The following is a 25,772-nucleotide window of genomic DNA, read 5'->3' on the forward strand; positions in this document are numbered from 1 at the left end:
CCCCAAGGAGCTTCTTGATGATGATTCGCGCCTCACGCCTGGCCCCCACGGCCCTCGCTACCCTGATCGCCGCGTTTGCCTTCTCCTCGGCGAACGCCGATGAAGTCCAGGTGGCGGTGGCGGCCAACTTCACCGCCCCCATCCAGGCGATTGCCGCTGACTTTGAAAAAGACACCGGCCACAAGCTGGTCGCCGCCTACGGTGCCACCGGCCAGTTCTACACCCAGATCAAGAACGGCGCGCCGTTTGAAGTGTTCCTCAGCGCCGACGACACCACCCCGCAAAAACTCGAAGCCGAAGGCGACACCGTCAAGGGCTCGCGCTTCACCTACGCGGTAGGCACCCTGGCGCTGTGGTCCGCCAAGGAAGGCTACGTGGATGCCAAGGGCGAAGTGTTGAAGAAAAATGAATTCAAGCACCTGTCCATCGCCAACCCGAAAGCCGCGCCTTATGGCCTGGCTGCCACCCAAGTGCTGGCGAAGGAAGGCCTGGCCGAGAAGGTCAAGGACAAGATCGTAGAAGGCCAGAACATCACCCAGGCCTATCAGTTCGTGTCCACCGGCAACGCTGAGCTGGGCTTTGTAGCGCTGTCGCAGATCTACAAGGACGGCAAGGTCACCAGCGGTTCGGCCTGGATCGTACCGTCTTCGATGCATGACCCGATCAAGCAAGACGCGGTAATCCTCAACAAGGGCAAGGACAGCGCCGCCGCCAAGGCCCTGGTTGAATACCTGAAAGGTCCGAAAGCCGCCGCGGTGATCAAGTCCTACGGGTACGAACTGTAAATGCCGCTGTCGAGTGCCGATTTTTCCGCGATCTGGTTGACCGTGAAGCTGGCGTCTCTGACCACGGTGATCCTGCTGATCATCGGCACTCCAATCGCCCTGTGGCTGTCGCGCACCCGTTCGTGGTGGCGCGGCCCCATCGGTGCGGTGGTGGCCTTGCCGTTGGTGTTACCACCCACGGTGATCGGCTTCTACCTGCTGTTGACCATGGGCCCCAATGGCTACTTCGGCCAGTTCACCCAATGGCTGGGCCTGGGCACCTTGACCTTCAGCTTCGCCGGGCTGGTGATTGGTTCGGTGATCTATTCCATGCCGTTTGTGGTGCAGCCGTTGCAAAACGCCTTCTCCGCCATCGGCACTCGACCGCTGGAAGTGGCCGCTACCTTGCGGGCCAATCCCTGGGATACATTTTTCACGGTGATCCTGCCCCTGGCGCGCCCGGGGTTTATCACGGCATCGATTCTCGGCTTTGCCCACACCGTCGGCGAGTTCGGCGTGGTGCTGATGATCGGCGGCAATATTCCAGACAAGACCCGGGTGGTCTCGGTGCAGATCTACGATCACGTCGAAGCCATGGAATACGCCCAGGCCCACTGGCTGGCCGGCTCGATGGTGGTGTTTTCTTTCCTGGTATTGCTGGCGCTCTACTCCAGCCGTAAAACCAAAGCGGGCTGGAGCTGATGTCGATGATCGAGGTGCGCCTGCAACTGAAGTATTCCGGGTTTGCCCTGGACGTTGACCTGCAACTGCCCGGTCGCGGGGTGACGGCGCTGTACGGTCATTCCGGCTCCGGCAAGACCACCTGCCTGCGCTGCATCGCCGGGCTGGAACGGGCCGAAGAGGGCTTCGTGCAGATCAACGACGAAGTCTGGCAAGACAGCCGCAAAGGGCTGTTCGTGCCACCCCACAAGCGTGCCCTGGGCTATGTGTTTCAAGAAGCCAGTCTGTTCCCGCATTTGTCGGTACTGGCCAACCTGGAATTCGGCCTCAAGCGCATCCCGCGCCAGCAGCGCCGGGTTGAGCTGGACCAGGCCACCGAGCTGCTGGGCATCGGCCACCTGCTGGACCGCCATCCGCAGCACCTTTCCGGCGGTGAACGCCAGCGCATCGGCATCGCCCGCGCCCTGCTCACCAGCCCGAGCCTGTTGCTGATGGACGAACCGCTGGCGGCGCTGGATAGCAAACGCAAAAGCGAAATCCTGCCGTACCTCGAACGCCTGCACGACGAGCTGGAGATTCCCGTGCTGTACGTCAGCCATGCCCAGGACGAAGTGGCGCGTCTGGCTGATCACATCGTGTTGCTCAGCGACGGCAAGGCCCTGGCCAGCGGCTCCATCGGCGAAACCCTGGCCCGGCTGGACCTGCCCATGGCCTTGGGCGACGACGCCGGCGTGGTGATCAACGGAACGGTCTGCGCCTACGACGCCCACTACCAGTTGCTGACCCTGCAACTGCCCGCGAGCCAATTGCAGATGCGCGTGGCCCATGCACCGCTGGCGTTGGGCAAACCGTTGCGCTTCAAGATCCAGGCGCGAGACGTCAGCCTCAGCCTGCAGGCCGAGGAACACAGCAGCATCCTCAATCGCCTGCCGGTGACGGTGACCCAGGAGATTCCCGCGGACAACGCAGCCCATGTGCTGGTGAGCCTGGATGCGGCCGGCACGCCGCTGCTGGCCCGTATCACCCGTTACTCACGGGACCAGTTGCAACTGCATCCCGGCCAGGCGTTGTGGGCGCAAATCAAGGCGGTGGCGGTACTGGCCTGAGGCACACTTTGCCTGGCCCATAGCGACTGACTCTGCCGCTATCCAACGGATCTATTGATCAGTAGAGGCCAGAGCACACGCCTGCGCCTGTGGCATCAGACGTATATCCACCCGACGGTTGGCTGCGCGTCCAGATGCTGTGTCATTGCTGGCAATCGGCTGCTTGCCTGCCGCGGCCTGGACGGCAAAACAGTTATCCGCAAGATTGCCCATACGCTGCATCCAGTCGCGTACCGCCGAGGCGCGGGCGTAGGACAGTTGAAGGTTTTGCTCAGCATCGCCGGTTGTTTCGGCATGCCCCACAATCACGATCAACCAGCCTGGCTGCGCCTTGATGTTGACCAGCGCATTGATCAGCACCTTGGTCGACTCGGGCTTGAGCTCGGAGCTGCCGGCGTCGAACAGTGACAGGCTGTCCAGGTGCACGGTATCTGGCACCGGCTGCGGCGGCGAGGCGGCTTGGTTCCACCACCAAAACCCGACTCCCAGGGCGATTGAGGCGACCAGTGCAAACAGCCAAAACGCAATACTGCGCTTGCGGGTTTTGTTGGCGACCGGTGGAAGTTCCGGCATCGGGTGGGCGGGCAGGACGACCACCGGCATCACGAAAGCCGGTTCGGGCATCCTCGTCAACATTGGCAGCATTTCACCCGAAGCAACGTTAGCTTGAAGGCGTTGCATCAGGCTGCCTATCTGATGACGCAGCGCCTGCAAGCTGACGAGAGACACTTGCCCTTGACGATCCAACTGCGCGGCTAGCCGATCCAGTTCAGCGCCCAGCCGCGCCAATTGGGGCAGCGTCTGCCGGGTAATTTCAAGGCTGCGCAACAATGGCTGCCATTGGGCAAACAGCCAGGCGAGAATCCCCATGCGCATTGGGTGCATCACCGGCCAGACCGTTGTCCATTCACTGCACAGCACCTCAATCAACGTTACCCCTTGCGCCATACCTTCCAAGCCGTAGCAATGGCTGCGCGCCAACGCAAAAGAGGCCGCAGTTTGCAGGTCTGCGCCGTTGTTCTGGAATAACGTCAAGCACAACTGCTCGACCTTGACCCAGTCGACGACCGGGCATGCCGGATGGCTCAGCTTGCCTAACTCGTCACTAAGCACCGTAAATTCAACGAGGCCGCGCGGGTCACCGCCGACTCGAATACGCATTTCAAATAACGCTGTCATCCAGCTTCCCTTCCGTTACAGGTTTACGGTTTCGACAGGTAGTTCTGCTGCCTTAAATGACGCACCAGGACTTTGCCCTCAGCCGCCAGGGTCGTGCCGAAGCTCACCCGCTCACCGTTCTTCAGTTGCGCATCGAGGGCATATTCCAAATGACCCGGTCGGGTCTGCGGCAGCAGTTCGATGTTGACGGCGGCCAGGCGCGGCTCGTACTTCAACAAGGTGTTGACCAGCGTGCCCATCAGGTCATGCGCCGAAGCGGGCAGCCCTTGCAGGGTCTGTCCCATGTCCGGCAGGCCATAGTCCGGCAGGTGACTGAGCGATCCCGCCCGGCTGTTGAGAATACGTTGCAGGTTGTCGAGTACCGACAAGGTGTGCTGGTCTTCTTCCGGGACGCGGTGCAGGTCCAGTTCGCCGTCGAAATTCTGCAGGAGCATTTCGTAGAGCGATGGGTTCAACTCGCTCACGGCCTACTCCTTGGCCAACGGTTGCAAGGCCAGCCGACTGTTGTAGAGCTCGACTACCCTCGCCCGATCCGGGTCCAGATCATCACGGGCCAGGGTCAGGCGCCAGGTGTTCAGTTGGGTATCGGGGGTGCGCAACAACGCCACCACAGTAACGAACTGAGCATCCTTATCCAGCGGCACATCAAGCTGTGCGCCCTCGCCAGGCTTGATCACCAGTGCCTGCTGGTCCAACAGGTCGCTACGCAACAGATTGTCAGCATCGCTCAGCACACTGTCATAGGTCGCCTTCTCCATGACTTTGCTGTCGCGCAGTTGATACACCCGCACCACCGTGGGCACCGTTAAACCACGCATGTCGATGAGGTCGGCGTTCGTCGCGGCGCGCCCGGTAATGTCCAGGTGCAATGTCTTCACTTGTTTGTAGAAGATCGCCTTAACAGTGGACGTAGTGGCGTCGGTCACGGTCTGAGTCAACCCACAACCACCCACAAGTACACCGAGCACCGCCACCTTCACTAGATTAAAAACGGTACGTGACATGCTGCGCCTCTCTGAATTTCGGGTTGCTGTGCAGGCCCTGGTACCGGCCCAGATTGATGGTGATGGTTTGGTGTTCCGCGACCTGCCAGGCGTCGCTGCCCAGCCCCAGTACGCCGGTCATCCCCAGCAGTACCGGCGCGCCGCCCAGGATCGGCTTTGGCAGGCTGTGGATCGGCAGTGACAGCTGCAATTTCGCGGTGCAACGCCAGCCCAGATAGACCCGCAGCAATACCAGCAAGTCGTTGTGCAGCTGGTTGCCCGGCAACCAGCCACGCGCCTCAACCACGTCCTCGGTGAACAGCCCGAGGTGCAACTGACTGTTGACGTCGCGGCCGACGCTGCCTAACGGTGTGCCCTGGGACAGACCCACCGGGCAACTCATCGACAGGCTGGCCGGCTGCGCCATGGGCACTTTTTGTGGCCAGTGCCGCGTTACTCGCGCATGAGTGTTGGGGGCCAGCAGCTTGACGAGTGCGGTGATGCCCTCGGCGTTGCGGGTAGGCAGACGCATTACGCTGAGCAACGCCAGAAAACGCGATATCGGCGTTGCAATCTGCCTGGCCGTGCCGGGAATCCCCAGACCGATCAGCCCCAACAGGCATTGTGAAGTTGCGTCACGGCCACCCGCCTCGAACGTCGCCGGGTAGGAGTACTTGCGCCAAATGCGGTAGAACTGCGTGAAGATCCGGTGGTTGAAAATATCCAGGAACACCGCCAGGGCTTCATGCCCTTCGCGACGCTGAGCGATGTCGTCCAGGAAGGTGGTGGGCATCGGCGAATTGACGCCGTAAAGCCCCAGCAAACGCGTGCGTACCGTCGCAGGACGATCAGGATGGGCTTCGCATATTTCGATGGCCTTCAGCTCCCCCGCGGGAAAACCCATGCCGGGATCGGGCCGAAAGCGCACCGGGTCGTCCGCCGGGTGCGCGGTACTCCCCAGCGGCGGGTGACCGGGCAGTGCCTGCTCCAGCAACTGGCAGAATCGGTAAAGGTTGGCCTCGGCGACCCGCCCCTCCAGCGCTTCGAGTAATCCAGCGGCTTTCAGCCGGGAATACGCTGACTGTGGTTCTCGTTCCATCGCAGGCACTTTCCAGTAGGTTGCAGGATCAGCGTGAGCTGGTTGAACAAATGAATATCGGCGTACAGGCCAAAGAAACGATGGAGCATTTCGCCGAACAGGCTGATGTCGCCCTCCCCTGAAAAACCATTCGCGTCCAGGGTGATTTCGATATCCACCCCACGCAGCAAAAAGCCTTTTTCAAAGCGCTGTACCAGGTGATGTCGAACCTCGACAATCGCCTCCAGACGGCGACGGTTCAGCTCGCTGGCCGTCCAGTCGTACAGCGCCAGGGTGCCGCGCAGCACCTCGGCGCTGTCGAGCATCGGCAGGAAGTTCGAACCCAAATGGCTGAGCACGCGCCAATGAAAACGATCACGGTTGGGTGGGTAGCACGGCAAGCTTGGGGCGCACAGGTTGCGCACCCGCAGGCCGGTCTTGGTGGATTGCACCACGGTGTCGAGCAGGGTGCTTTGCAGGGCTTTGCGGGGTAACAGACCGTTGGTGCCGGTCAACCGCAATGACAGGCTTTCGCCGGCGTACAACTGGTCTTTTTCGAAGCCGTCACCGCCCAGGATCAGCCAGGTGTCATGCAATCCCTTGGGTGAGCGCTTCAAGCGCGTATGGAAATACCGCTCAGGGGCATCGTCACGCAGCATGCCGCCCTTGTGGCGAAAGCTGCTGAAAGGCACATAGTCGTGGCGCACAGCGTTCTTTGACGAAGTCACCTGGTCGACCGAATAAATCTCGGTGTGACCGTCCTGCAACCGCATGGGCCGCAACAGATAATCCGTTTGCAACTGCGTCAGGGTCAGGGGGTCGGACTCCAGCGCAAACAGATTGATCACCGGTACAGCATGCAGGCGAATGTGTTCATTGCTCACATTGAAATCCCGTGGCCATGCCTCACGCAGCACCACGTCCAATTCGAACCAGGACGTTTGCGCGGTCAGGCTGAGTTGCTCCAGGCCACAGAGGGTCACGAACATGAACTTTTCGCGGAAGGTGAAATACTCCAGCAGCAACTGATAACCGCTGAACGCGCTGTCACCCTTGGGCCACAGGCGATCCTCATCAGCGAATCCCCTGGGCGCAAAATGGCCGTCCAATGGATGACGCTCCAGTTGCCCCGACAGACGCACATACAGCGCCTGGGTATTGAGCGTCAGCGCCTGGTGCAAGGCACTGGCCAGCGGTGCGTCGGCATTCAGGTACAGCGGCAGGCGGCTCAGGTCAAGCTCGCTCCAGTCTGTCAACGCGCCGCAGGCAAAGCGCAGGCGTAGTACAGAGCGACCGTCCGGTTCGTAAGCCAGTCGCACCGACTCCAGGGCCAGCGGTTGGAGCGTCACGTCCTGAGTGGTGGTGTAACGACAACGGGTACGTTGCGGGCCGATAGGCTGGGACAGCACCTCAAAACCCTTGCCGATGGCTTCGCTGCGTTTCATCTGTGCCAGCTCCGGCACCAGTTCGATAACCGAAAGCGATGGAATGGTGCGTAAATAATGCGGCCATAGCAGGCTGACCAGCCCTTCGGTCAGCTCGGGCAAATCATCGTCCAGCTTCTCCCGCAGGCGCCCCATCAAGAACGCAAAGCCCTCGAACAGACGCTCCACATACGGGTCTTGCGCACCCGGTTTGTCCAGGTTGAGTTGGGCGGCACGATCCGGGAAGGCTTCGGCGAATTCCTTGCCGGCTTCGCGCAAGTAACGCATTTCGGCGTCGAAGTAGCGCAGTGTCAAATTGTCCATGCTCACACATAAATTCCTGATGAAAGAGGGTTAGTCGCAGAGCACCGCCGCGCGCACAGGGTCAATCGCTACCAGTGCGGCCAGCAACGCCTCGGCACGCCGGGCCAGGGTGGGTTTGTCGGCATCGTTGCGCTGTGCTTTCAGACGTAACAACTTGAACAGGCGCGCCTTGACCTCAAAATTCAGTTCCGGCTCCCACACCGCCAATGCATGGTGCTGCGCGGTAGCGTCCAGCTGTCCCAGAAGATGAACAGCCAGGTCGCTTTTGCCGTATTGTTCGGCCACGCGCGCCATCAACAAGCGCAGCAGCCAGCGCTGGCGGCCGGTCTGCACGTCGGGTCGGGTCGACAGCCAGGCGAGCGCTGTTTCCACGCCATCGCTGTCAGCCTGGGCCAGGGCTTCACTTTCCAGCGACAAGATTTCTGCGTCTGCGGTGGTGAGCGCCGCCTTCGGCGCGGGCAACCAATGCTGCGCACGATTGCCGCTGACGTGCTGGGTAATCCAGTCACGGGTGGTCTCGTCAGCGAACGGTGCGCCATCGTTCCAGTGCAACAGCTCCAGGCCCGGCAAGCGCTCAAGGAACATGCCCAAGTCACGCTTGACGATGTCCGCCCAACTGTCCTGAGGCGCGGGTTGTTTACACAACGCCTGATACAGGTACCACTGCAAATCCAGCCAGAAGTGGTTCACGCCTTCGGCGTACACCCGCTCGACCTGGTCGAGCAATTCGCTCCAGCTTTGTTGCAGGTACAGGCGTTTGAGTTGTGCCCGATAATCAGCACGGGGCGCCGCAAGCCGTGTATTGCCGCAGGCTTCCTCAGGCGGTGCCTGATGCACCGTGTCCCAACGCAAGCTCTTCATCAGCCGATGTGCCGCCAGCCAGCCTTGAGGCTGCTCGCGCAAATAACCCGCCAGCGCCCTGCCGCTGTCCAACAGATCGCGCCCGGACTTGACGGCCGTGGCGGTCGGCGCCGTGGTATGGGTGCTTGAGTCATGACTGGCACTGTGTTGCGGCACCAGCGCATCCACCCCGCCGGACTGCGTCAACCGCGCGGACAGCGCGCCATACAGCGCCCCCAAAGCCGGGCGCTGATCTTGCGGCCAGGCGTCCAGTCCACGCTCCAGCCAGGCCAGCGCCGCCACCGTGCGTTCGGCTTCACTGCGCACCACTTCGGGGTACAGCGACAGGCTGTCCAGCACCTTGCCACTGGCCAGCCATTCCAGCGCCATCTTGCGACTATTGGGGCGTGCCGGCAGCACATGGGCGGCGTAACGCTCCACCAATGCGGCAAGCAAGGTGAGGCCATCAGCCAGCCCGGCTTCCCCGTCCTTTTGCAAACGGGCCCACAGGTAATAAGTCGCCACACGCAGGTCTTTGCAGGTGTGGATCAGCAGCTTCTCTGCCAGGTGGACGACCCGCTCGGCATCCGCCCCGGACAGCTTGTTGACCTCTTCGCGCATGCGCTGGAAGTCGTCGTCATAGCCTGGGTCTTCGCCTGCAGGCAAGGCTGTGCTGATGGGCTGCAGCCACGGTTGCCAGCGGCCAGCCTGACTATGTGCCAAAGCCAGAGCGTCGCGGTCGCCGAGGCATTGGGTGATCAAGGTATGCAGGCTCATTCAAAGCCCCCGTTCTGCGCATAGGGCGCGCTCGCTACGCCCTCATTGAGGAAGATCTGCGACGGCAACGTGAAGCCCCGCAGCTTAAGCAACGCCAACGGTCCCGCGCCCAGTTCGGTGCGCAGGTTCCAGGTCAGGCCCAGGCCATCGGGAGCCTTGAGCTCCATGCGGTAGCGGCTGTCGCCGTCGTCCAGCACGGTGATGCGGGCTTTTTCCAGCAAGCGGATCAGGCCCCAGGTGCCCTGGTAGTCACCAAACAGGCGCTCGCCGGTGTGGACACTGGTCCAACTCAGGCTGACGCCCGGATGGTCACCGCGACCCGGCCAACTGAAGCGCTGCCAGAACTCTTTCTGGTTGAAGTATTGATGCCGTGCGCCATTGAGGATGAAGGTGGTTTGCACCACATCACGCACCGGTTTGCCTTGCAGTTCGAAGCTCAAGCCCATGCCGCCGTCGGTATAGATCACGTCGGCCAGATGGCTGAGCTGATTGATCGCCACCAGAAACTGCGGGTTGATCCGTAAGCCCTGGCTATGGCGTGGGTCCGCAACCCAGCGGCTGCCTTCCTTGCGCAGCACGCCGCTCAGTTGGCTGCGCAGGAACTGCTCGATGCGCCCGGAATCTGCGCGGATCATCTGCCCCAGCATCGGCAGCGAGGAATCGCTGGCGGTTGCGGCGAACGGGTAGCGCGCAGCGAAAGCACTCTGCCAGTCGTGGACGATTGAGCGCTGCCACTGGCTATTGAGGCCCGCAGCCGAGGGTTGCAAGACGCGGTGCCAGGCTTCGTCCAGCGGCTGCACAAACAGGGTATGGCCCACCCCGCTCCACTCTGCTCCCAGGCTGGCGGCCACCAGGCTGCCGTAGGATTGGGTGTCCGTCAGGTCCACGCTTTTGCCCTGAAATACGGTCTGCGCCAAAGCCTGAGTCATTTCCTGCGGATCGGGCGCATTGCTCACTTGCTGCAATTTCAGGCGCAGTCGGGTGACACGGGTCAGGAATGCTTGCAGGCTCAACCGCTCGTTGCCCTCAGGGTCTTGGCCCATCAGGCTCAATAATGGACCGAAGGTGGCGTCCAGAGGACCTCGCGGTGCTTGTGCCAGTTGATCAATCACCGGCACTTTGTCCTTCGCCACAAGCTTTTGCGCAGACTTTATCAGCGAGTCGGCCAAAGCCTGGCTACGAGTCCCGGCTTGCCCTTGATAGGCCAGGGTATTCATCAGGGCGATTAAGGGTGACTGACGCACATCGGCCATCAGCGTCAGTTGGTCGATCACATCGGGCAGGCTGCCGGCGTGTTGCCAGCGCAGGCTATTGAGAAAGTCCAGCCAGGCGTTGGCGTAATCCTGGAAGTAGCGCTCGGTCAGGCGCTCTCTGAGCACGTCCGGGGTCAGCTCGGCGGCAATATCGGCCTGATTGTCGCTGAGCACCCAGTCGATTTCTTCGCGGCGCGCTTCGGCGATATCGTCAATGGCCTGGCGCACCTGCCCTTCCCAGGCCTGGCGGGTGAACACGCCAGGCACGCTGGCTTCGGTGTAGAACAGCGCCATGGCGTCAGTCTCGCCGACCATGTTTTGCACGCCAACCTCAGGGTATTGATTGGCGGCTGCGTCGAGGACCTGCTGGTACAGATGGGTTTCGGCGTTACGCTGGCCCAACTGGCCGAGTAGAACCCGCCTGGCCTGGGCAACCAGCCTTGAGTCGGCCTTGATCGCCCAGGCCGGGTGCGCTGCCAGATGTTCACCGTAGAACCGCCACAGGTTAGGCGACAGGCCATCGCGCACTGGCTCGGCGTTGGCCAGAGCATTGGTCAGGAAGGTCGCATCGGCTTTTTGCGGACGCGCCATCATCAGGTACGCCTTCAATTGCTCGTAGGCATTCTGGGCGCGCGCTGCCCGTTGTTCGCTGCCCGGAGGCAGGCTGATCAATGCGTTGAGTTGATGTTGCAAATGGGCTGCCGCCGGGTCACGGATCAAGCGATTGTTGGCTTCGACGTAGCGCGGCCACAACACCGCGAGCAGGTTTTGGTTCTGGTTGAGGCCGAAGCGCTGGTACCAGGGCACGCCGTGCTCATCCCGATAATCCAGGCGGTCGAGTTCACGTACCAACTCGTTCAGCGCGCTTAGTTGCTCGTCGCGACTTCCCGCCTGCTGCAACGCCGCCAATGAAGTGTGCACCTGGGCGATTTGCACGTGGTTGCTGGCGAACGACAGCAGCAATCCCGCGCCCCATAATGTCGCCAAACCCAGCACCAGCGCATAACCGACACGCGGCGCGCTCCAGCCCAGCCGACGGTGGTTGGCGTTATCGCCGAGTACACCGTTCCACACCGGGGCCACCGACCAGTCATGTTGCCGATCATGTGGAGAGCGCTGTATCGGCAGGCTGAACCACAGGCCACGCAACGGCACACCCTGCGCAAAATCGCCAGCCAGCGGCGCCAGCGTGTGACGCCAGCGGGCAATGCCCTCGTCCCGCAACTCCTGAGACAGGCGCAGCAGGAAATCCTGCTTCATCACCGTACTAATCTGCGCCAGACCCTCGCGACGCAGAGGCTCCAGCAAACCGGCCAAGGAGGTTTCCAAAGCCGCCGCCGTGAAGCGTTCGGGCAATACACAGCCCACTGGGCGGGTCTTGTGGGAGTTTTGAGGCCACTCACTTTCGCAGACTTGCCAGAGGTATAACGGCAGCTGCCACTTCAGACCACTGGCGAGGCGCTGCACCTCGCGCACGCCCGCGCCCATTGCAGCGTCATCGGCGGCCTGGGTTTTGTTCAGTGCCCAGACCACTCCGTCCAGTGCACGCCAGCGGCTGAGGCCGCTACATCGGTTTGCGAATGATTGATCCAGCCTGGACTGGGCGTTACCACCCCACAGCAGGACGGTACCTTGGCCTTCCAGCCAAAAATGCTCGGCCAAGGCTGGGCAGATGGCTTGGATTTCGGGGGGCTCGCCGATGACGAGCAAAAGGCGGACTTTGCGGCGCCAGAGCAGACCGTAGCGCTTACGCAGATACCTTCTAATTGAACTCACTACATCCTGAACATCAGGGGGTTCAAGGCGGCCAGCCTGCGTAGGTTGGGGCACATCATCCGCCTCCAGCGACCTATAAGCCCTATGCCCCAATTGATACCCCAGCAACTGGTAACCAACGACGCACATAAGCAGACCCAAGGTCGTAGCAGCGATCACCCAAAGTCCCGTAGTTTGGCGATCACTGCCGGACCTAAACCCAAACAACTCAGGATACTGCCAGACCACCCCCCCCAGGATCCCGCCGACCAGCAACAGCACGACGACCAGAACCATCAACCACACAACACGTCGAAACTGCATTCTAAATTCCTACTTCGAGAGCGATGGCACAGGTGCCAAGACCGTGCTCCAGAGCCCTGCATCAACACAGGCGCCCCCGCTGATAATGAACTGCGGCCCAGCGCCGCCCTGAATGGTTTGCGTTGCGGCGGCAATCGCCAGCCACGGCGAAGCTTTCCCGGGGTGTCCGAGCAAAGTATCCAGGTTGAAAAGCCCTTGGTTGTGCTTCGCCGGAAGCCACACTTCGGCCAAGACTTGACTCAGTACTTCGTCCCGCTGCGCATCAATTCCGACACGCCATGTATGCTCGACTGATTGTGCGTCGAGTGGCGCCCAATCCAATGCCTGACGAACGGCGTAGAGCAAGGCTTCGGTGGTTGGCTCACGCTCCTGCTCCGGGCGATGCAGATAGGCTATAGATGGCAAGGCGGTTTGCGTCAGGCGATTACCAAACAGCAGCCCAACTGCAACTTCAGCGGTTCCTTCATGCTGCTGTGGCGCAAACTGAACCGCCACCACCACCAATGACGCCTGATCGCCAATTCGCTGATCGAGCCACTGGTCCAGGGCGGCCAGCCCGCTACCTTCGAACGCCACACTAGGCTGACGGATGCCGGACCCATCCCATACCTGCTGCCATATCTGCTGCCATACGACCTGCGGCAAAGCGCTGTCAACTTCCAGCAGTAATGCCAACGGCCTATCGTCGGGCGCTTGCTTCAGTCTTGGTACCAGATCAACAAGCACCTGCGTGAATACCCGTCGTAGCGCCTGTTCGGAGTTTTCATCCGCATCACCCGCCATACAGCTGTGACGCGAAACAGTTTGGCCTGAGCTGGAGGGTTGAGCCTTGAGCACGCTGCCTGCGCCGAGCAGGGTACTTAGTTGCCTTGTCGTGTCCCGCTCTCGCAAGGCCGTATGGAGGCTGAAACCCAACACCTGCTGCACGCGCCGACCACGCCGGACGTTGTGAATCAACGCCTCTTCACGCGCCTGATTCCACCCATCAGCAACCTGCTGTTGACCTAAATACAGCAAAACATGCCCGAAGCTCAGCAAGCACCAACCCAAGAGCGGCACACCCAAAGCCTGCCCCCAGAAACTCAAGGGGTGTTCGCGTAACGATTGAGTGCCGAACAGGAATGTCCCACACGCTCCCAGAAGCAGAAGCAATAGCAGCACACCTAGCCAAAGCCCCCCCCTCGGCCGCGCAGGTCTTGGAGACGGCGCCGGGATTTGATCCAACCTGACCGGCATGACTAACTCGCGCTCACTTGAGGCAACGACGAAACCAAGGTGCAGCCACAAGCGCAACGATGTCCGTGAAACGCAATCGGAACACCGTGGTCATTAAAAGTGGGGTGCCCCTCGGCAATCTCTGTTCGACCATGGCCCGGGATTGGGCAATCCACTGGATCGCCCTTGCGAGCAGCACCAATGCCTCTGAAAATCATGACAGTGGAGCCCGATCGAACAGTGCCACCGCTAGTTGTTTTGTCGCCGATACGAATAATGTTTTTCATAAGCTACCGTTACTTTAAATCGACTTAGTTACTTACATACCAGCAAGTCTTTACTGATTAGATCTTTAAAAAACTATCGACTTGCATTGCACCCACTTCGTTATCAGTTTTGCTTTTTCCAAATAAGAAACCTTGCACCAACCTGCCATTGAGTTCTCCACAATTACCTGATCGCCTTTGATTAGGTACATCTTTCTTAGGCCCTGCAAATCCGGTTCCAATTCGCCACCATAAATGAAGGAGCTTTCCTGAATCGTGCCCTCGATTGGAATGGAAGAATGAATGGCGTAAAACAGGGGAGACCGGACGACATCCTCCACTGCTTTTTGGATTTTATACGGATATATGTACATAGGGTGTCCTTGCGTGTCGACCAAATCCCCTCCAAGATCAAAAAAACGGGAAAGCTTACGATCATGAATTAAAGCACCATCCTGAAGCCTTATTACACTCACAACGTAAACATCACTTACCGAACCCCACAACCTTGATGTTTCAATACTGTGAATAACGAAGAGCATCTCTTCATTTGCGCCATAAACTAAAAAAGGAAAGTATCATTAATTTTTCCTTCCATTCCAGCATACGAAAACTCATAAAGTAGCGCTGGCTCTCCAGATTTCTAAATTAAATAGATAAATATATCGTCGGGATCGCGCGGCAACTGCCCGACATATTGCTCGGCTGTTTCCATATAGACAAAACACGTCAGTACTCCATGCGCATCTATTCATGGATAAGCTCGACTGGAGGCGATTTCGTTATACAGACGATCATTCGGAGCAGCGTTCGTGATCGAAACCACAAGACATAAGATGATCGAAAGTATTTTAATCATTTTTCTAGCATTCGCTATGTGACGTAGCAAAGCATAACCATTAAACCATGCGCTAAAACTTACTACATCCAGAAAGATCCCTACATCTCAACCATCCCACAGTCGTAGTTTTTTCTCCCAAAAATCTAAATTCAGCCCAATCTTCACCGAGAACATTTTCGAACCCTAAGAAAGTAATCCTATCACCACGTATCAAATATTTTTTTGTTGAATGAGCCGCTCCTGGAGTAGAAAAAATCTTAGCCTGAGATGAGATCACCTTACTTACTAACGGCGCACGTTTCTCAAAACCAACATTATCAGACACTAAATACCCTATAGACGAGCCGTCCCAGCGATACTCGACCCGACGAACCTCACCACAACCAACGCACCGGTCCGAAATGTGTATATCAGCCCTCCCATCGTTAACAATATATATATCCTCAACCCAAATCGCACCATCTCTATAAGAGCTGATAACATAACCATTCTGAACTTTAAAATTACAAAGTCCGCCTCGTTTAAAAACCAACTCCTTCAAGGAGCGATCCGAGCTATTGTAATACAATATCTTCGAACAAGAATTTACTCCCTCACCCACTAGGCGAAAAATCACCTCCCCAATCCCATCACCAGTCAGATCCTCAATATGCACTTCATCGTATACACCCTCAACTTCAGTCACGAAAGCTGTAGGTAGCGACAAACCATATGACACGCCTTGATCCAAAACAGACAGCACAGGAGGGTGTGAACTCTCTACTTTTAGCGCAGGTGGTAAGCCGCCAGCATAAGCCATGCTCGAAAAAATACAGATGAACGACAAGAACTTTGTCACCGCGATAAGATTTTTTATTTTCACAGCGCGAGTCTCCACTCTTTTCGTATTGACTCGAATATTTCTATACGGTCATGAAGGCCATTATCCCCTCCGTTTACGGCTAAAGTCACAAGCTTAACGTTACTGGGCTCAGCATTTATCAAAATATTAATATCTCCCTGTGCATTATGCTTCCTACTGATCGCTCCTTTACGCCGCCAATACCAGCATGAAACATCTATTGCATTAAACATATCCTCAGCAATTAAATTCGGAAAGCTCACAAAGTCGACCCCTCTGTAATCAGAATACGAAATGTAGTTATTTTTCCACGTAAGCTGAATTAGTCCTTTCCCTTTGTACTTTGGACCATCACCTACTTTTGTATTCCCATTCTTAATAGCACTCGCATGTTTACCGGGGTCGTACTGTATACCAGTTGCAAACTCCACTGTCGTCTCAAAAGCAGCGGACTCATGAAAGCACTGAGAAATAAAGTGCGCTTGTTGGTGGGCAGTTATTATCCCATATCGTTCAAGAGCATCATTCAGCTGATTAACAAATTTATATTTATCATACTTATATACCCCTGGGCATTTCTCTTCAAACTCTCTAACAAACGTACGCCCTCCCCCCCTCCCAGTAAACCAGTTACCCGATTTACCCGTTACCTTTTCCAATAGTTCTACCGTAATTCTCCTATCATTAGTTCTAAACCGCCCGGCCAACCCAACCGGATGCAAGTGATAAACCTGCCCATGCGCCGGCAACCCAACCCCCGGTGCCACTTCATTCCACCAACTGATCTCTTTGATCCGCTCTTTCTCCGCCAACCAGTTCAACAGTGGTGTCGAGCCACTATGACCAATCACTTCATCCAGCGCGTCCCACTTATGGGGCTCATGCCGCCACTCGCTTTCATAGTGGATGATCAGTTGCGACAGCGACTGCGCGTGCGCTGGAAGCTTCATCGCATCGTTCAACTCTTCGGCGGTTATGTGTCCATTACGGTCGCGGTCGATGATGTCGTACAAGCGACTCTTCATCGGCCCTGTATCCGATAAGTCGGCCAAGCGGCCATGACGTTCGAGTTGTTCCTCACTAAAACGACCAACTGCGCGAAAAAACGAAGCCAGGGTTTGCCGAGGAGAATCGAAGTTGAAGATGACGTCGTAACCCTCCCACGACCAGGGATTAACCCAGGGAGTAACCCCCACCTCTTCGCGTACCCAACCCTCAAGCAACGTGCCGTTAGCGTCATGCAACAGTCCATCAAGCCGGTACCAGCTGCAGGCTTTTCGTTCGACCGTCGCCGCGATCACGATTTTGTTCTCGGCAGACAGGCCATCGATCAAACTCTTAGGCACCAATAGATCGGCGTCGCTGGGTGTGCTGACCGCGCTCGCTGACGGCGGGTGCTGGGTGCTGAATCGCTCCTGATGCGCGACTACTGCGGTGCCCTTGGCAAGTTTCAGCCAGGTGTTACCAGTGGCGGGCAGTCGCTGTGCCCAGGCGCGGCTGGCTTCGATAAATGGCGAAAAACGGTCGGCGCTGAACACTTCCAGGTGCAGCTTCTTTTCCGGGTGCTCGGCGCCATTGTCTTGATACTCACCTACGTGACCGATTAAATCGCCAGCCTTGATCGCTATGGGTTGGTCGAGAACCACGACCCGGTCAGCCATCGGTTCGCGCTCGCCCTCCAGTGAGTCGAAATGAACGTACTGACTTACTCGCTCAAGTTTTCGAAATTTGCCCTCACCGCTTACAGTGATTTCCGTGCCATCGGGCAGTTGCATAAGGCGTTGGCTGTTGGCGTTCGCCTCGGCGCGGACGTTGAGGGTGAAATTTACGTTGACCCGATACTCATCCCCGGCAATGAGTTCTAAATGCTCAGAGGAAACATAGCCACTTAACGAACCATCGGCATTTTTCAGAATGTCGGGCCCGTTGGTGTTCTTTAACTTGCGGTATTCACCTTCCCCACTGACCGTTACGTGCGCACCTTGGGGCAAGAGAACGAGTGCATCGGCTGAGCGTGGTCGGCCGTACACTCTCAAACCCCGCTCTCCTGGAAATCTGACATGTACTTCTCTTGCGGTTGCCTTGACCCGCCGGGTCTCTGAGTCGGGCCAAAACGCCGGACGAGGGACGGACGCATCATCCCGATAAATCGCCCAATCCTGCAGGTGCATGTACACAGGCTATAAAAGATCAGGCTGGGTGGTACGTCTGTGCTGCCCTCAATCTTCGGTGCTTCAAGGCGATGGCGTACCAATACAAAATTGCGTGAAAAGGGCTTTGGTATGCACAGTTCATCGACAAAGTAGGTCGTGGTCGGTGAGTGCTCGTCAATGCGATACGCCACCACTTCGCCATCCGCCAGGCAATGCACGCTGGATTGTTGTTCCAGGGTGCCAGCGGTGCCACTGTCGAAATGCACCCCGCCGTGCCAAAGACCATTACGGCCCAATGGGTAGTAACCCGCCGCAGCTTTGGCCAGTTGGGTTAATTGCAGCAATGGGTTGCTCTTGTCCTTGAAGGGGTGGCTCCAGTTTTTCATTGGCGGCAGCGTTTGTGCAGGTGCCGCAGACTCGACAGGCGGTGACAGTGGAGTCCGAGGCGGCGATGGCTCCGGTACATAAATCGGTGCCTTTCGGCCAGGACCGAAGAGGTTAAATAGCTGAGAGAACATGTTGGCCATGGGGTGACTCACTCGTGGATTACAAAGGGATCAGCCAGAGAAATCCGTAAGCCCTTGGGACTTGGATTTGTGCTCGGCTAATTGAGGAGGCTTTGGCATACCCATGATTTGTTGGGCGGGGCCTAGGAAGTCGAAGTGCGCCGCCTTAATGTTGTGGTCCCCCAAGGTTCCGGATTCGATGCTGCTCTGATCGAGCGTGATGTAGCTGCCACCGGCATTGAGGGTGATTTTCTTCTTCGCGACGATGCGAATTTCGTCTTCGGTGCTGATGATCGATAAGCCATGACGGGCCATCAGTTCCAGCGTGTCGTTTTGTGCCTGGACCTTTACCGGCCCCTGATTGGCGATCAGCTTGATGCCCAGCTTGCGCACAAACAGACTTACCCCCTGCCCCACGCCAATGAACAAGCGCTTGATCACGCTGATATCCGCCTCGGCTCCGGCGTTGATCATCAGGTTATTTTGCGCGGCCAATTGCAGGTGTTTACCGCTGGTGGCGCAGATGCCGTCGGGAGCGCTGAGCAGTAATACTGATGACTGGAGTTGCTCAAGACCTTGCTTGAGCAGATTGATTTGCGCCTGCACATCCGCTGGGTCGGCGTTGGCGGCCTGAGCATCCACCGACAACCAGTCCAATTGATCACCAGCCTGCTGCAACCGAGCCAGCGCCGCGCTCATTTCAAGCATTTGTCCCTGAGCTTTAGGCTGTACGTCAGCACTGATGAAGATGCCGCTGCCAGCGCGGATGGCGGCATGACCATCGGTGCGCAACTCCGCGCCCTGACCTCGTGGCTGGCGCTGGGCATCCACCAAATGCCCAAGATTTAACTGGCTCTTACCACTGTGCTCAGTACTGAGCTTTACGTGCTCCTGCCCCCGCGTGTCGTCCATGCGCAACTTGTTGTTCGACGGTGTGCGCAGCACGTTGCGTTTGTAGTTGCGCAAGGTCACGTGATCCACGTGTTGGCTGTCGTGCAAGGCGTGAGCGATGTAGGGACGGTCCGGGTCGCCTTGTTCAAACGCGATGGCCACTTCGGTACCGGCAATCAGCGGCAGGTGCAGGCCATGGGTGTCGCCAGCGTACGGGCGGGCCAGGCGCAGCCACATACTTTCCTGGCCGGGTTTCCAGGTGTCGCGGTCGAACAGGAAGTTCACGCAGTAGCGCCCTTCCAGGTCGATTTCGGCGTAAGGGTCGTTGGCCTGCGGGCTGGTGACCCGGGCCGGGACGGTGCCGGCGATTTGCGGTTTGTCTTTCAGCTGTGGGCGAAAGCACACGGTTTCCGAGTAGGGAATGGCCTTGAAGGTGACGTCGAAACTGCGGTCGCGGGCGGCGCGGGTGGTCAGTTGCGTGATCACCGCGCCGGGGGCAAAGGCCTGCGGGGCGCCGCCGGAGATTTTGAGTACCTGGCCGGGAGCCAAGGTGGCACTGCTGCTGACGCCGCTGAGTTGGGTCTGGCCGTTGAGGTAACGCTCGTGGCGCAAGCGGGCGTAAAAATAGCCGCTTTCACTTAGCAGGTCTTCGTCATGGGCGTAGCGGTCGCCCATTTCTGTGTAGGGCTCAGCGTAGTGATACGCCTCGCCATAGGTGCCGCGGGCGCCATGGGTTTGGTCGATCTCGCCGTTCAAGTGGGCGTTGGCCACGCGGTGATGGTAGGTGCGGATATTGACGCGCTGCTCCACCACCTGATGGCTGGATTGCAAATTCCACGCGCCGTCTTGGCCAGTGCTGCTGAGGCCGGATTGTGGCCGGTAGGCGAGCTCGACATTAAATTGGTAGTGGCGTTGGTCGTCGTGGAACTCCACGACGTCGATGTTCAGGCGTTCGTCGCGGGTGAAGCGGTACCAGATGCCTACATCGGCCAGCAGGCGGCAGATGAATGCCAAGTCGCTTTCGCCGTATTGCATGACCTGTTCGCGTTTGGGGTATTCGCGTACCAGGTTGAAGAAGAAGTCCTGGCCTTCAAAGTCGTGGCGGCTGCGCAGGATGCTTTCGACGATTTGAGGGACTGATTGGTGTTGGTAGATACGAAATTGTTGGCCTCGACCCAGCAGGGCAAAGTGCGGTTCCAGGGTGATTTCATAGCGGGCTTCATCAGCAGAGCCAGACAGGCGTTTGAAGCCGGTGACCACGCCATGCAGCGTGCGCAATGGGCTGGCAACAGTTGGGTTGAAGCCGCGCATCGGTGATTTTTGCGGTGCGCCGTACAAGCTGAACGTGCCGTTTTGACCGAGCATTGTTTCAGCAGCGATGTCACCGTCGATGCAGGTGAACTCGACCCGGTAGTTGAACAGTTCGCTCAGGCCTTCGGTGCCCTCGAAGGCAAGAACGTCGAGCACGGCATCAACATCACGAACGGTGAGTTTGTGGCGGCTGTGGTCGAAGAAAGTGCGCATTTCATTCAGCATGTTTGAGCCTCCATCGCAACGGCGGAGACCGTGCCTTGGGCATCGATAAACTGCAGGACGACGCCCTCCTCATCGCTATAGCCGAGCGTCACGCTGCGAGTTTTTTGCCGGGCGGCCTGACGTTGCAGCAGCTGTTGGCTGAGTATCGGCAAGATCTGCTGGCTAAGCAGGCTGTCAATGTTGCGCGCGCCGGTGTCGGGCAGCAGGCAGGCGGCAACCAGCGCTTCGCTGAGGGCGGCGTCGATCTGGCAATCCAGCCCGTAGTGGCGCTGCAAGCGCGTGGCCACCTGGGCAAGCTTGATCGTGACAATGCGCTGCAGAGCGTCGGCTTGCAGCGGGCGATAGATCAACGTCTGGAAGCGAGCCAGCAGGGCCGGCTGAAAGTGCTCCCGCAGGATCGGGCGCAGCAACTCCTGCAAGGTGCTGTCCGGCGCGCCGGGGAACTCTTGCAGGCACGCTTGCAGTTCATCACTGCCAAGATTGGAGGTCATGAGAATCACGGTATTGCGAAAATCGATTTCCCGTCCTTCGCCGTCGCGCATACAGCCTCGGTCGAAGACTTGGTAGAACAGGTTGAGCACGTCGCGGTGCGCCTTCTCCACTTCGTCGAGCAACACCACGCTGTAGGGGCGCTGGCGCACCGCTTCAGTGAGCACGCCGCCCTGACCGTACCCGACATAGCCGGGAGGCGAGCCTTTAAGCTGGCTGACGGTGTGGGCTTCCTGGTACTCCGAGAGGTTGATGGTGATCAGCGATTTTTCACCACCGAACAGCTTATCGGCCAGGGCCAGGGCGGTTTCGGTCTTACCGACGCCGCTGGTGCCCACCAGCAGGAACACGCCGAGCGGCGCTTTTTCATCCGTAAGGCCGGTCTTGGCGGCGCGCAGGCGCTGGGCCAAGGCGCTGAGCGCAGCGTCCTGGCCGATCACTTGCTCACCCAGTTGGTATTCCAGCTCCAACAGGTTGGCTTGCTCGTCCTTGAGCAGACTGCCCAAAGGCACACCCGTCCAGTCAGCGATGACTTCGGCTACGCTGCGGGCGTCGACGTCAAGGGACAGCAAGGGCTGGCTGCTTTGGGCAGTGCTCAGTTGCTGCTGCAGTTGCAGGCAAACGGATGCTTGCGCAGGTTCTGCCTGGCGGGCATCGCGCAATTGTCGGGTGAGGTCGAGTTCGTCGCGGTATTGCGCCTCAAGCTCGACTTGCTGGCGGTTCAGGTCGGCACGTTGCGTTGCGATGATTGCCAGACGCTCGTTTACCGGGGCGCCGCTCAGTTGCTGGTCTTCTTCCAGCGCCTGGCGCTCCAGCTCCAGGGCGGTTTTGCGCGCTTTGAGATGCACCAACACCTGTGGCTCGCAGTCGAGGCTCATGCGGACCCGGGCACTGGCGGTGTCGAGCAGGTCGATGGCTTTGTCCGGCAGTTGTCGCCCTGTAATGTAGCGCCGTGAGAGCGTGACCGCTGCCAGTACCGCCGCATCCTGAATGTGCACACCGTGGTGACTGGCATAGCGGCCTTTGAGGCCGCGCAGCATCAGGCTGGCGTTGGCGTCGTCGGGCTCGTCGACCTTGACCATCTGGAAGCGTCGTTCCAAAGCGGCATCACGTTCGAAGTACTGTTTGTATTCGCTCCAGGTGGTGGCGGCAATCGTGCGTAGTTCTCCACGCGCCAAGGCCGGTTTGAGTAGATTGGCGGCGTCTGCACCACCGGCCTGGTTACCGGCGCCGATCAGCGTATGCGCTTCATCGATAAACAGCAGCACCGGGTCGGGTGATTGCTGCACGGCGTCGATGACGTTTTTCAGGCGTTGCTCGAATTCGCCTTTTACCCCCGCTCCGGCTTGCAACAAGCCCAGGTCCAGAATGCGCACACTGACCCGCTTGAGGCTGTCGGGGACGTTGCCCTCGACGATACGCAATGCGAGACCTTCAACCAGAGCGGTTTTACCTACTCCGGGTTCACCCACAAGGATCGGGTTGTTCTTGCGCCGCCGACTGAGAATGTCGATAACCTGACGAATTTCATCGTCACGGCCGAACACCGGGTCGATCTGGCCTGCCAAGGCCTTGGCGGTAACGTCGTGAGTAAATTTATCCAGGATGACTTTCAAGGCGTCCGACGTGTCGGTGCCGGATATGGCGGGCACGTCGATGCGGTCCCGTTCGGCGTCTTGCTGCATTTGCGGGCGCTCTTCCGAGTGCTGATCAAGCAGCACAAACAAGTGCTGTAATTGGGTATCGCTGATGCTGAGCAGCGGCCATGCAGCGTCACAGGCCAGCAGACTGGGCGTCTCCAGTAATGCGCCGAGCAGGTGGGCCGAGCGCAGGGCGTCGTTGTTGCCATTCAGGGAGGCCTGCAACCAGGCATTCTTGATCAGTTGCTGCAGCTTGCCGCACAGCTGAGGTTTGCCTTGCACGCTGCGCGGCAGGGTGTCGAGGTGGTCGAGCAAGCCGCGCCAGAGCGCGTCCATATCCCATTCGTAACGGCGGGCTATGAGGGTCAGGTCGCCCTCGCCCTGCTCCAGCAATTTGAGCAGCCAATGTTCGATGCTGATCAGCCCATGGGCTCGGCTCTGGCACAAGGTTGCCGCTGCACTCAGTGCCTGGGCGCAATAGGGATTGAGGCGGCGAAGCAAACGAGTAGAGTTGTGGGCCATCGGGTACATCCCTGTTCTGGGTAATCGGCGTATTGTCGATAGAAGATGCTGCGCGATGTATTTGGCTGAGCGCCCGCGAACGGACGCTCAACCCTGCACACCGCCGACCAGCAGGCACACAGGTGCCTGCCGGTTCTTTTGCATCAGGCGCTTTGGCGTTCGTTCCAGGAATCGGAGTGGATGATGTTGCCGTCTTTGTAGGTCCAGGTGACCTTCTCGTAGCGCAACTCGATCTGCTCCAGATGGTTGTGCTTTTCCTTACTCGGGTCTTTGACGTCGTGCATTTTCGGCGCGACTTTCACGACCTTGACGTTCTCCAGTTTGGTGATGAAGTACTCGACTTCCTGGCCCGCATCATCGATGCGAAACCATTTGAATTCGGCACTCTTGAGCGTTTGCCCGGTGGTCACCGCCTTGTACAGGTAAGGGCTGGAGGCATCGATTTCCTTGGAGAACAGGAACGGGGTGTGAACCCGAGTGCCGGTCAGCTTGCCGGTATTGTTGTCGGTGGGGATGTAAAGGCTGTGGTCTTGCGCGATGACCTCAATGCTGCCTTCGCGCTTTTGTACGTCCACGGAGCCTTTGATTTCAGCGCCGCCATCATCTTGCAGCCAGAGGTAAACGGGAATTGCCATGTGAAGCTCCTTTTCTCAGGGTTGTATGTCGCTGGATGCGACAGAGGCTGTCCTGCCTGGCTCCGCAGCAGGCGCCTGACAGGCCCCCACTTCCGGCACCAGACGGATATCGACGCGACGATTGGCAGTACGCCCATCTTCGGAGTCATTACTGGCTACTGGCTGGTTGGCGCCAAAGCCTTGAACGGCGAAGCAGCTGTGCGGGATGTCGCCCATGCGTTGCATCCAGTCGCGTACCGACGCCGCACGGGCGCGGGACAGTTCAAGGTTCTGCGCAGGGCTGCCCGTCACGTCGGTGTGCCCGGCGATAACAATCAGCCACCCCGGCTGGGCCTTGATGTGGACGAGCGCGTTGATCAGTACCTTGGTCGAACCCGGCTTGAGTTCGGCACTCCCGGTGCCGAACAGCGAGAGGCTGTTCAGGCGCACTTGAGTGGCTAGCGCAGCGGGTCTCGGGGCGTCTTGCGGTTGCCGGTGACCTGCGATGGTCGCCAGCAACGGCTGGCGTAGCCGCTCGCCGCGATACAAACCCAGGCCCAACGCCAGAGGTTCGCCCTGCCGGTAGTAGCCGTCCAGGCGCGCGGCAACCTGGCGCAGCACTGTCACGGCGTCTTCTCGCAGGACGAATTGTGGTAGGTCGCGACGTTCGGTGAAGGGAACAGAGGTGTAACGCCGCAGGTCATCACTGACTTGACGCAGCAGCAGGTTGTTCTGCCAAGCCGAGCTGGCCAAGGCTACGAGACCGGCTATCGCGAACATCCACACCGCCGCGACGCTCGCCTTAAGGCGCGGGGAGCGGCGGGTTCGCAACGGCAGTACATTCAGCAACGGATCAGGAAACGGCAAAGACGGACTGGAACCCACCAGCGGTTGCACGGCATCACTCAACCCCGTTTTTGCATGCAACCATTGTTGCCACAGGTTGCCCACGATGCCTTGAGGCAACGCCGGTACAAGGGTGATAGCGCAAGCCACTGGATGCCCGGTGTTACGGGCCTCCAGATGCGGGAGCAGTGTTGCCTCAAGCCACACCGCCGCGCTGCTTAGCTGTACGCCGCTGCACAGGCGTGCGGCGTAGGTTGCGCTGTCACTGGCCTGTCGCTGCCAGTCTGACAGGCTGGTGCAGGCACCGTTCTCACGTACGCAAGGGCCAGCTTGACCAGATTCCCAACTGAACCAGGCACCCTCGCCTTCGGCGGCTTGCAGGTAGCTCACCAGCATCAGCGGCAACACAACACCACGCTTGCGCACCAGGGCGACCTGATGACGGAAAGCACGCACCTGCCCGGCCAGTTCGACTGGGTCTGTGTGCTCCGAGGGGTTGGCGACAAACATCACGCTCAGTTGCCCGGACCAGTCCGGACGCAGGGCCTGGATGCTGGCGGTCACCGCCACGAGCTGATCAAGGGCTGGCACACCGACATAACAGCCCTGCGGGGTGGTGCGCAGGGTCAACTGCTGCGAGGGCACTACGCCAAACAGCCCCGCCAAACCATCGCCGCAAATCAGCACTACGGGCTTGCGGTAGCCAGCAGGTGGCAAGTCAGTATCGCCATCCAGCATCAGTTGCCGACCGCGCTGTGCAAAACGCTCCCCCGTGCGGTTCCAGGCCCAGTAGACCAGCACCACGACGGCAAAAGCGAGCACTGCACGTACCCAGCCAGCAAACGGTACGACCAGCAACAGCGCCAGGGCCAGCGCTCCTGCCCACAGCCACAGACCTCGTGTCAGCTTGAGTGTCATCACGCT

The 25,772-nt window shown here is 58.9% G+C and carries 20 protein-coding genes; 3 read left to right on the forward strand and 17 right to left on the reverse strand.

The window, feature by feature from the left end; genetic code table 11:
• Positions 1–17 precede the first annotated feature (17 nt).
• Genes modA through modC form a run of 3 tightly spaced genes read left to right on the forward strand, consistent with a single transcriptional unit; the run spans position 18 to position 2,551 of the window.
• Positions 18–785 (forward strand): molybdate ABC transporter substrate-binding protein, encoded by a 768-nt coding sequence (gene modA, locus ACA046_RS17260; protein WP_318302012.1) that lies wholly within the window; start codon positions 18–20, stop codon positions 783–785.
• Positions 786–1,466, forward strand: coding sequence for a molybdate ABC transporter permease subunit (gene modB / locus ACA046_RS17265; RefSeq protein ID WP_076016198.1), 681 nt, complete (start codon positions 786–788; stop codon positions 1,464–1,466).
• Between the two features lie 5 nt (positions 1,467–1,471).
• Complete coding sequence (gene modC / locus ACA046_RS17270) at positions 1,472–2,551, forward strand: molybdenum ABC transporter ATP-binding protein (protein WP_497677096.1); 1,080 nt, start codon at positions 1,472–1,474, stop codon at positions 2,549–2,551.
• Positions 2,552–2,602: 51 nt separating this feature from the next.
• Here the strand turns inward: modC and ACA046_RS17275 are convergent, their stop codons facing one another.
• The 17 genes from ACA046_RS17275 to ACA046_RS17355 all read right to left on the reverse strand — a co-directional run bounded on the left by ACA046_RS17275 (position 2,603) and on the right by ACA046_RS17355 (position 25,766).
• The gene (locus ACA046_RS17275; protein ID WP_497674475.1) at positions 2,603–3,730 is read right to left on the reverse strand and encodes an OmpA family protein; all 1,128 of its coding nucleotides are present in this window, start codon (positions 3,728–3,730) and stop codon (positions 2,603–2,605) included.
• A 23-nt stretch (positions 3,731–3,753) separates the two neighbouring features.
• Entirely contained in the window at positions 3,754–4,194 is a 441-nt protein-coding gene (tssE, locus tag ACA046_RS17280) for a type VI secretion system baseplate subunit TssE (RefSeq protein ID WP_497674476.1), read from the reverse strand.
• A 3-nt stretch (positions 4,195–4,197) separates the two neighbouring features.
• The gene (gene tssJ / locus ACA046_RS17285; RefSeq protein WP_459028769.1) at positions 4,198–4,734 is read right to left on the reverse strand and encodes a type VI secretion system lipoprotein TssJ; all 537 of its coding nucleotides are present in this window, start codon (positions 4,732–4,734) and stop codon (positions 4,198–4,200) included.
• On the reverse strand, positions 4,715–5,812 hold the full coding sequence (tssG, locus tag ACA046_RS17290) for a type VI secretion system baseplate subunit TssG (RefSeq protein WP_459028767.1): 1,098 nt from the start codon (positions 5,810–5,812) through the stop codon (positions 4,715–4,717). The genes tssJ and tssG overlap by 20 nt, the downstream gene beginning before the upstream one ends.
• Positions 5,776–7,545 (reverse strand): type VI secretion system baseplate subunit TssF, encoded by a 1,770-nt coding sequence (gene tssF / locus ACA046_RS17295; protein ID WP_497674477.1) that lies wholly within the window; start codon positions 7,543–7,545, stop codon positions 5,776–5,778. Before tssF ends, tssG begins: the two co-directional genes overlap by 37 nt.
• A 24-nt stretch (positions 7,546–7,569) precedes the next feature.
• Entirely contained in the window at positions 7,570–9,156 is a 1,587-nt protein-coding gene (gene tssA, locus ACA046_RS17300) for a type VI secretion system protein TssA (protein ID WP_497674478.1), read from the reverse strand.
• On the reverse strand, positions 9,153–12,488 hold the full coding sequence (locus ACA046_RS17305) for an ImcF-related family protein (protein ID WP_497674479.1): 3,336 nt from the start codon (positions 12,486–12,488) through the stop codon (positions 9,153–9,155). The genes tssA and ACA046_RS17305 overlap by 4 nt, the downstream gene beginning before the upstream one ends.
• A gap of 9 nt (positions 12,489–12,497) precedes the next feature.
• Entirely contained in the window at positions 12,498–13,724 is a 1,227-nt protein-coding gene (locus ACA046_RS17310) for a KPHS_23130 family T6SS system protein (protein ID WP_497674480.1), read from the reverse strand.
• A gap of 2 nt (positions 13,725–13,726) precedes the next feature.
• Positions 13,727–13,990: a PAAR domain-containing protein gene (locus tag ACA046_RS17315; protein WP_497674481.1), complete on the reverse strand. Its 264-nt coding sequence runs from the start codon at positions 13,988–13,990 to the stop codon at positions 13,727–13,729.
• 65 nt (positions 13,991–14,055) lie between these two features.
• On the reverse strand, positions 14,056–14,511 hold the full coding sequence (locus ACA046_RS17320) for a hypothetical protein (protein WP_497674482.1): 456 nt from the start codon (positions 14,509–14,511) through the stop codon (positions 14,056–14,058).
• Positions 14,512–14,880: 369 nt separating this feature from the next.
• The gene (locus ACA046_RS17325) at positions 14,881–15,672 is read right to left on the reverse strand and encodes a hypothetical protein (protein WP_497674483.1); all 792 of its coding nucleotides are present in this window, start codon (positions 15,670–15,672) and stop codon (positions 14,881–14,883) included.
• The gene (locus ACA046_RS17330) at positions 15,669–17,681 is read right to left on the reverse strand and encodes a glycoside hydrolase family 19 protein (RefSeq protein WP_497677097.1); all 2,013 of its coding nucleotides are present in this window, start codon (positions 17,679–17,681) and stop codon (positions 15,669–15,671) included. The genes ACA046_RS17325 and ACA046_RS17330 overlap by 4 nt, the downstream gene beginning before the upstream one ends.
• Before the next feature lie 2 nt (positions 17,682–17,683).
• Positions 17,684–18,331: a hypothetical protein gene (locus tag ACA046_RS17335; protein WP_497674484.1), complete on the reverse strand. Its 648-nt coding sequence runs from the start codon at positions 18,329–18,331 to the stop codon at positions 17,684–17,686.
• 30 nt (positions 18,332–18,361) lie between these two features.
• The gene (locus tag ACA046_RS17340) at positions 18,362–20,737 is read right to left on the reverse strand and encodes a type VI secretion system Vgr family protein (RefSeq protein WP_497674485.1); all 2,376 of its coding nucleotides are present in this window, start codon (positions 20,735–20,737) and stop codon (positions 18,362–18,364) included.
• Positions 20,731–23,388 carry a type VI secretion system ATPase TssH gene (gene tssH / locus ACA046_RS17345; protein WP_497674486.1) on the reverse strand — a complete coding sequence of 886 codons (2,658 nt, stop codon included), beginning with the start codon at positions 23,386–23,388 and terminating at the stop codon, positions 20,731–20,733. Before tssH ends, ACA046_RS17340 begins: the two co-directional genes overlap by 7 nt.
• Positions 23,389–23,531: 143 nt before the next feature.
• Positions 23,532–24,023, reverse strand: a complete 492-nt coding sequence (locus ACA046_RS17350) for an Hcp family type VI secretion system effector (protein ID WP_177048981.1) — start codon at positions 24,021–24,023, stop codon at positions 23,532–23,534.
• A 15-nt stretch (positions 24,024–24,038) separates the two neighbouring features.
• On the reverse strand, positions 24,039–25,766 hold the full coding sequence (locus ACA046_RS17355; protein ID WP_497677098.1) for an OmpA family protein: 1,728 nt from the start codon (positions 25,764–25,766) through the stop codon (positions 24,039–24,041).
• Positions 25,767–25,772 lie beyond the last annotated feature (6 nt).

Source organism: Pseudomonas sp. LBUM1641 (genome assembly GCF_059716235.1).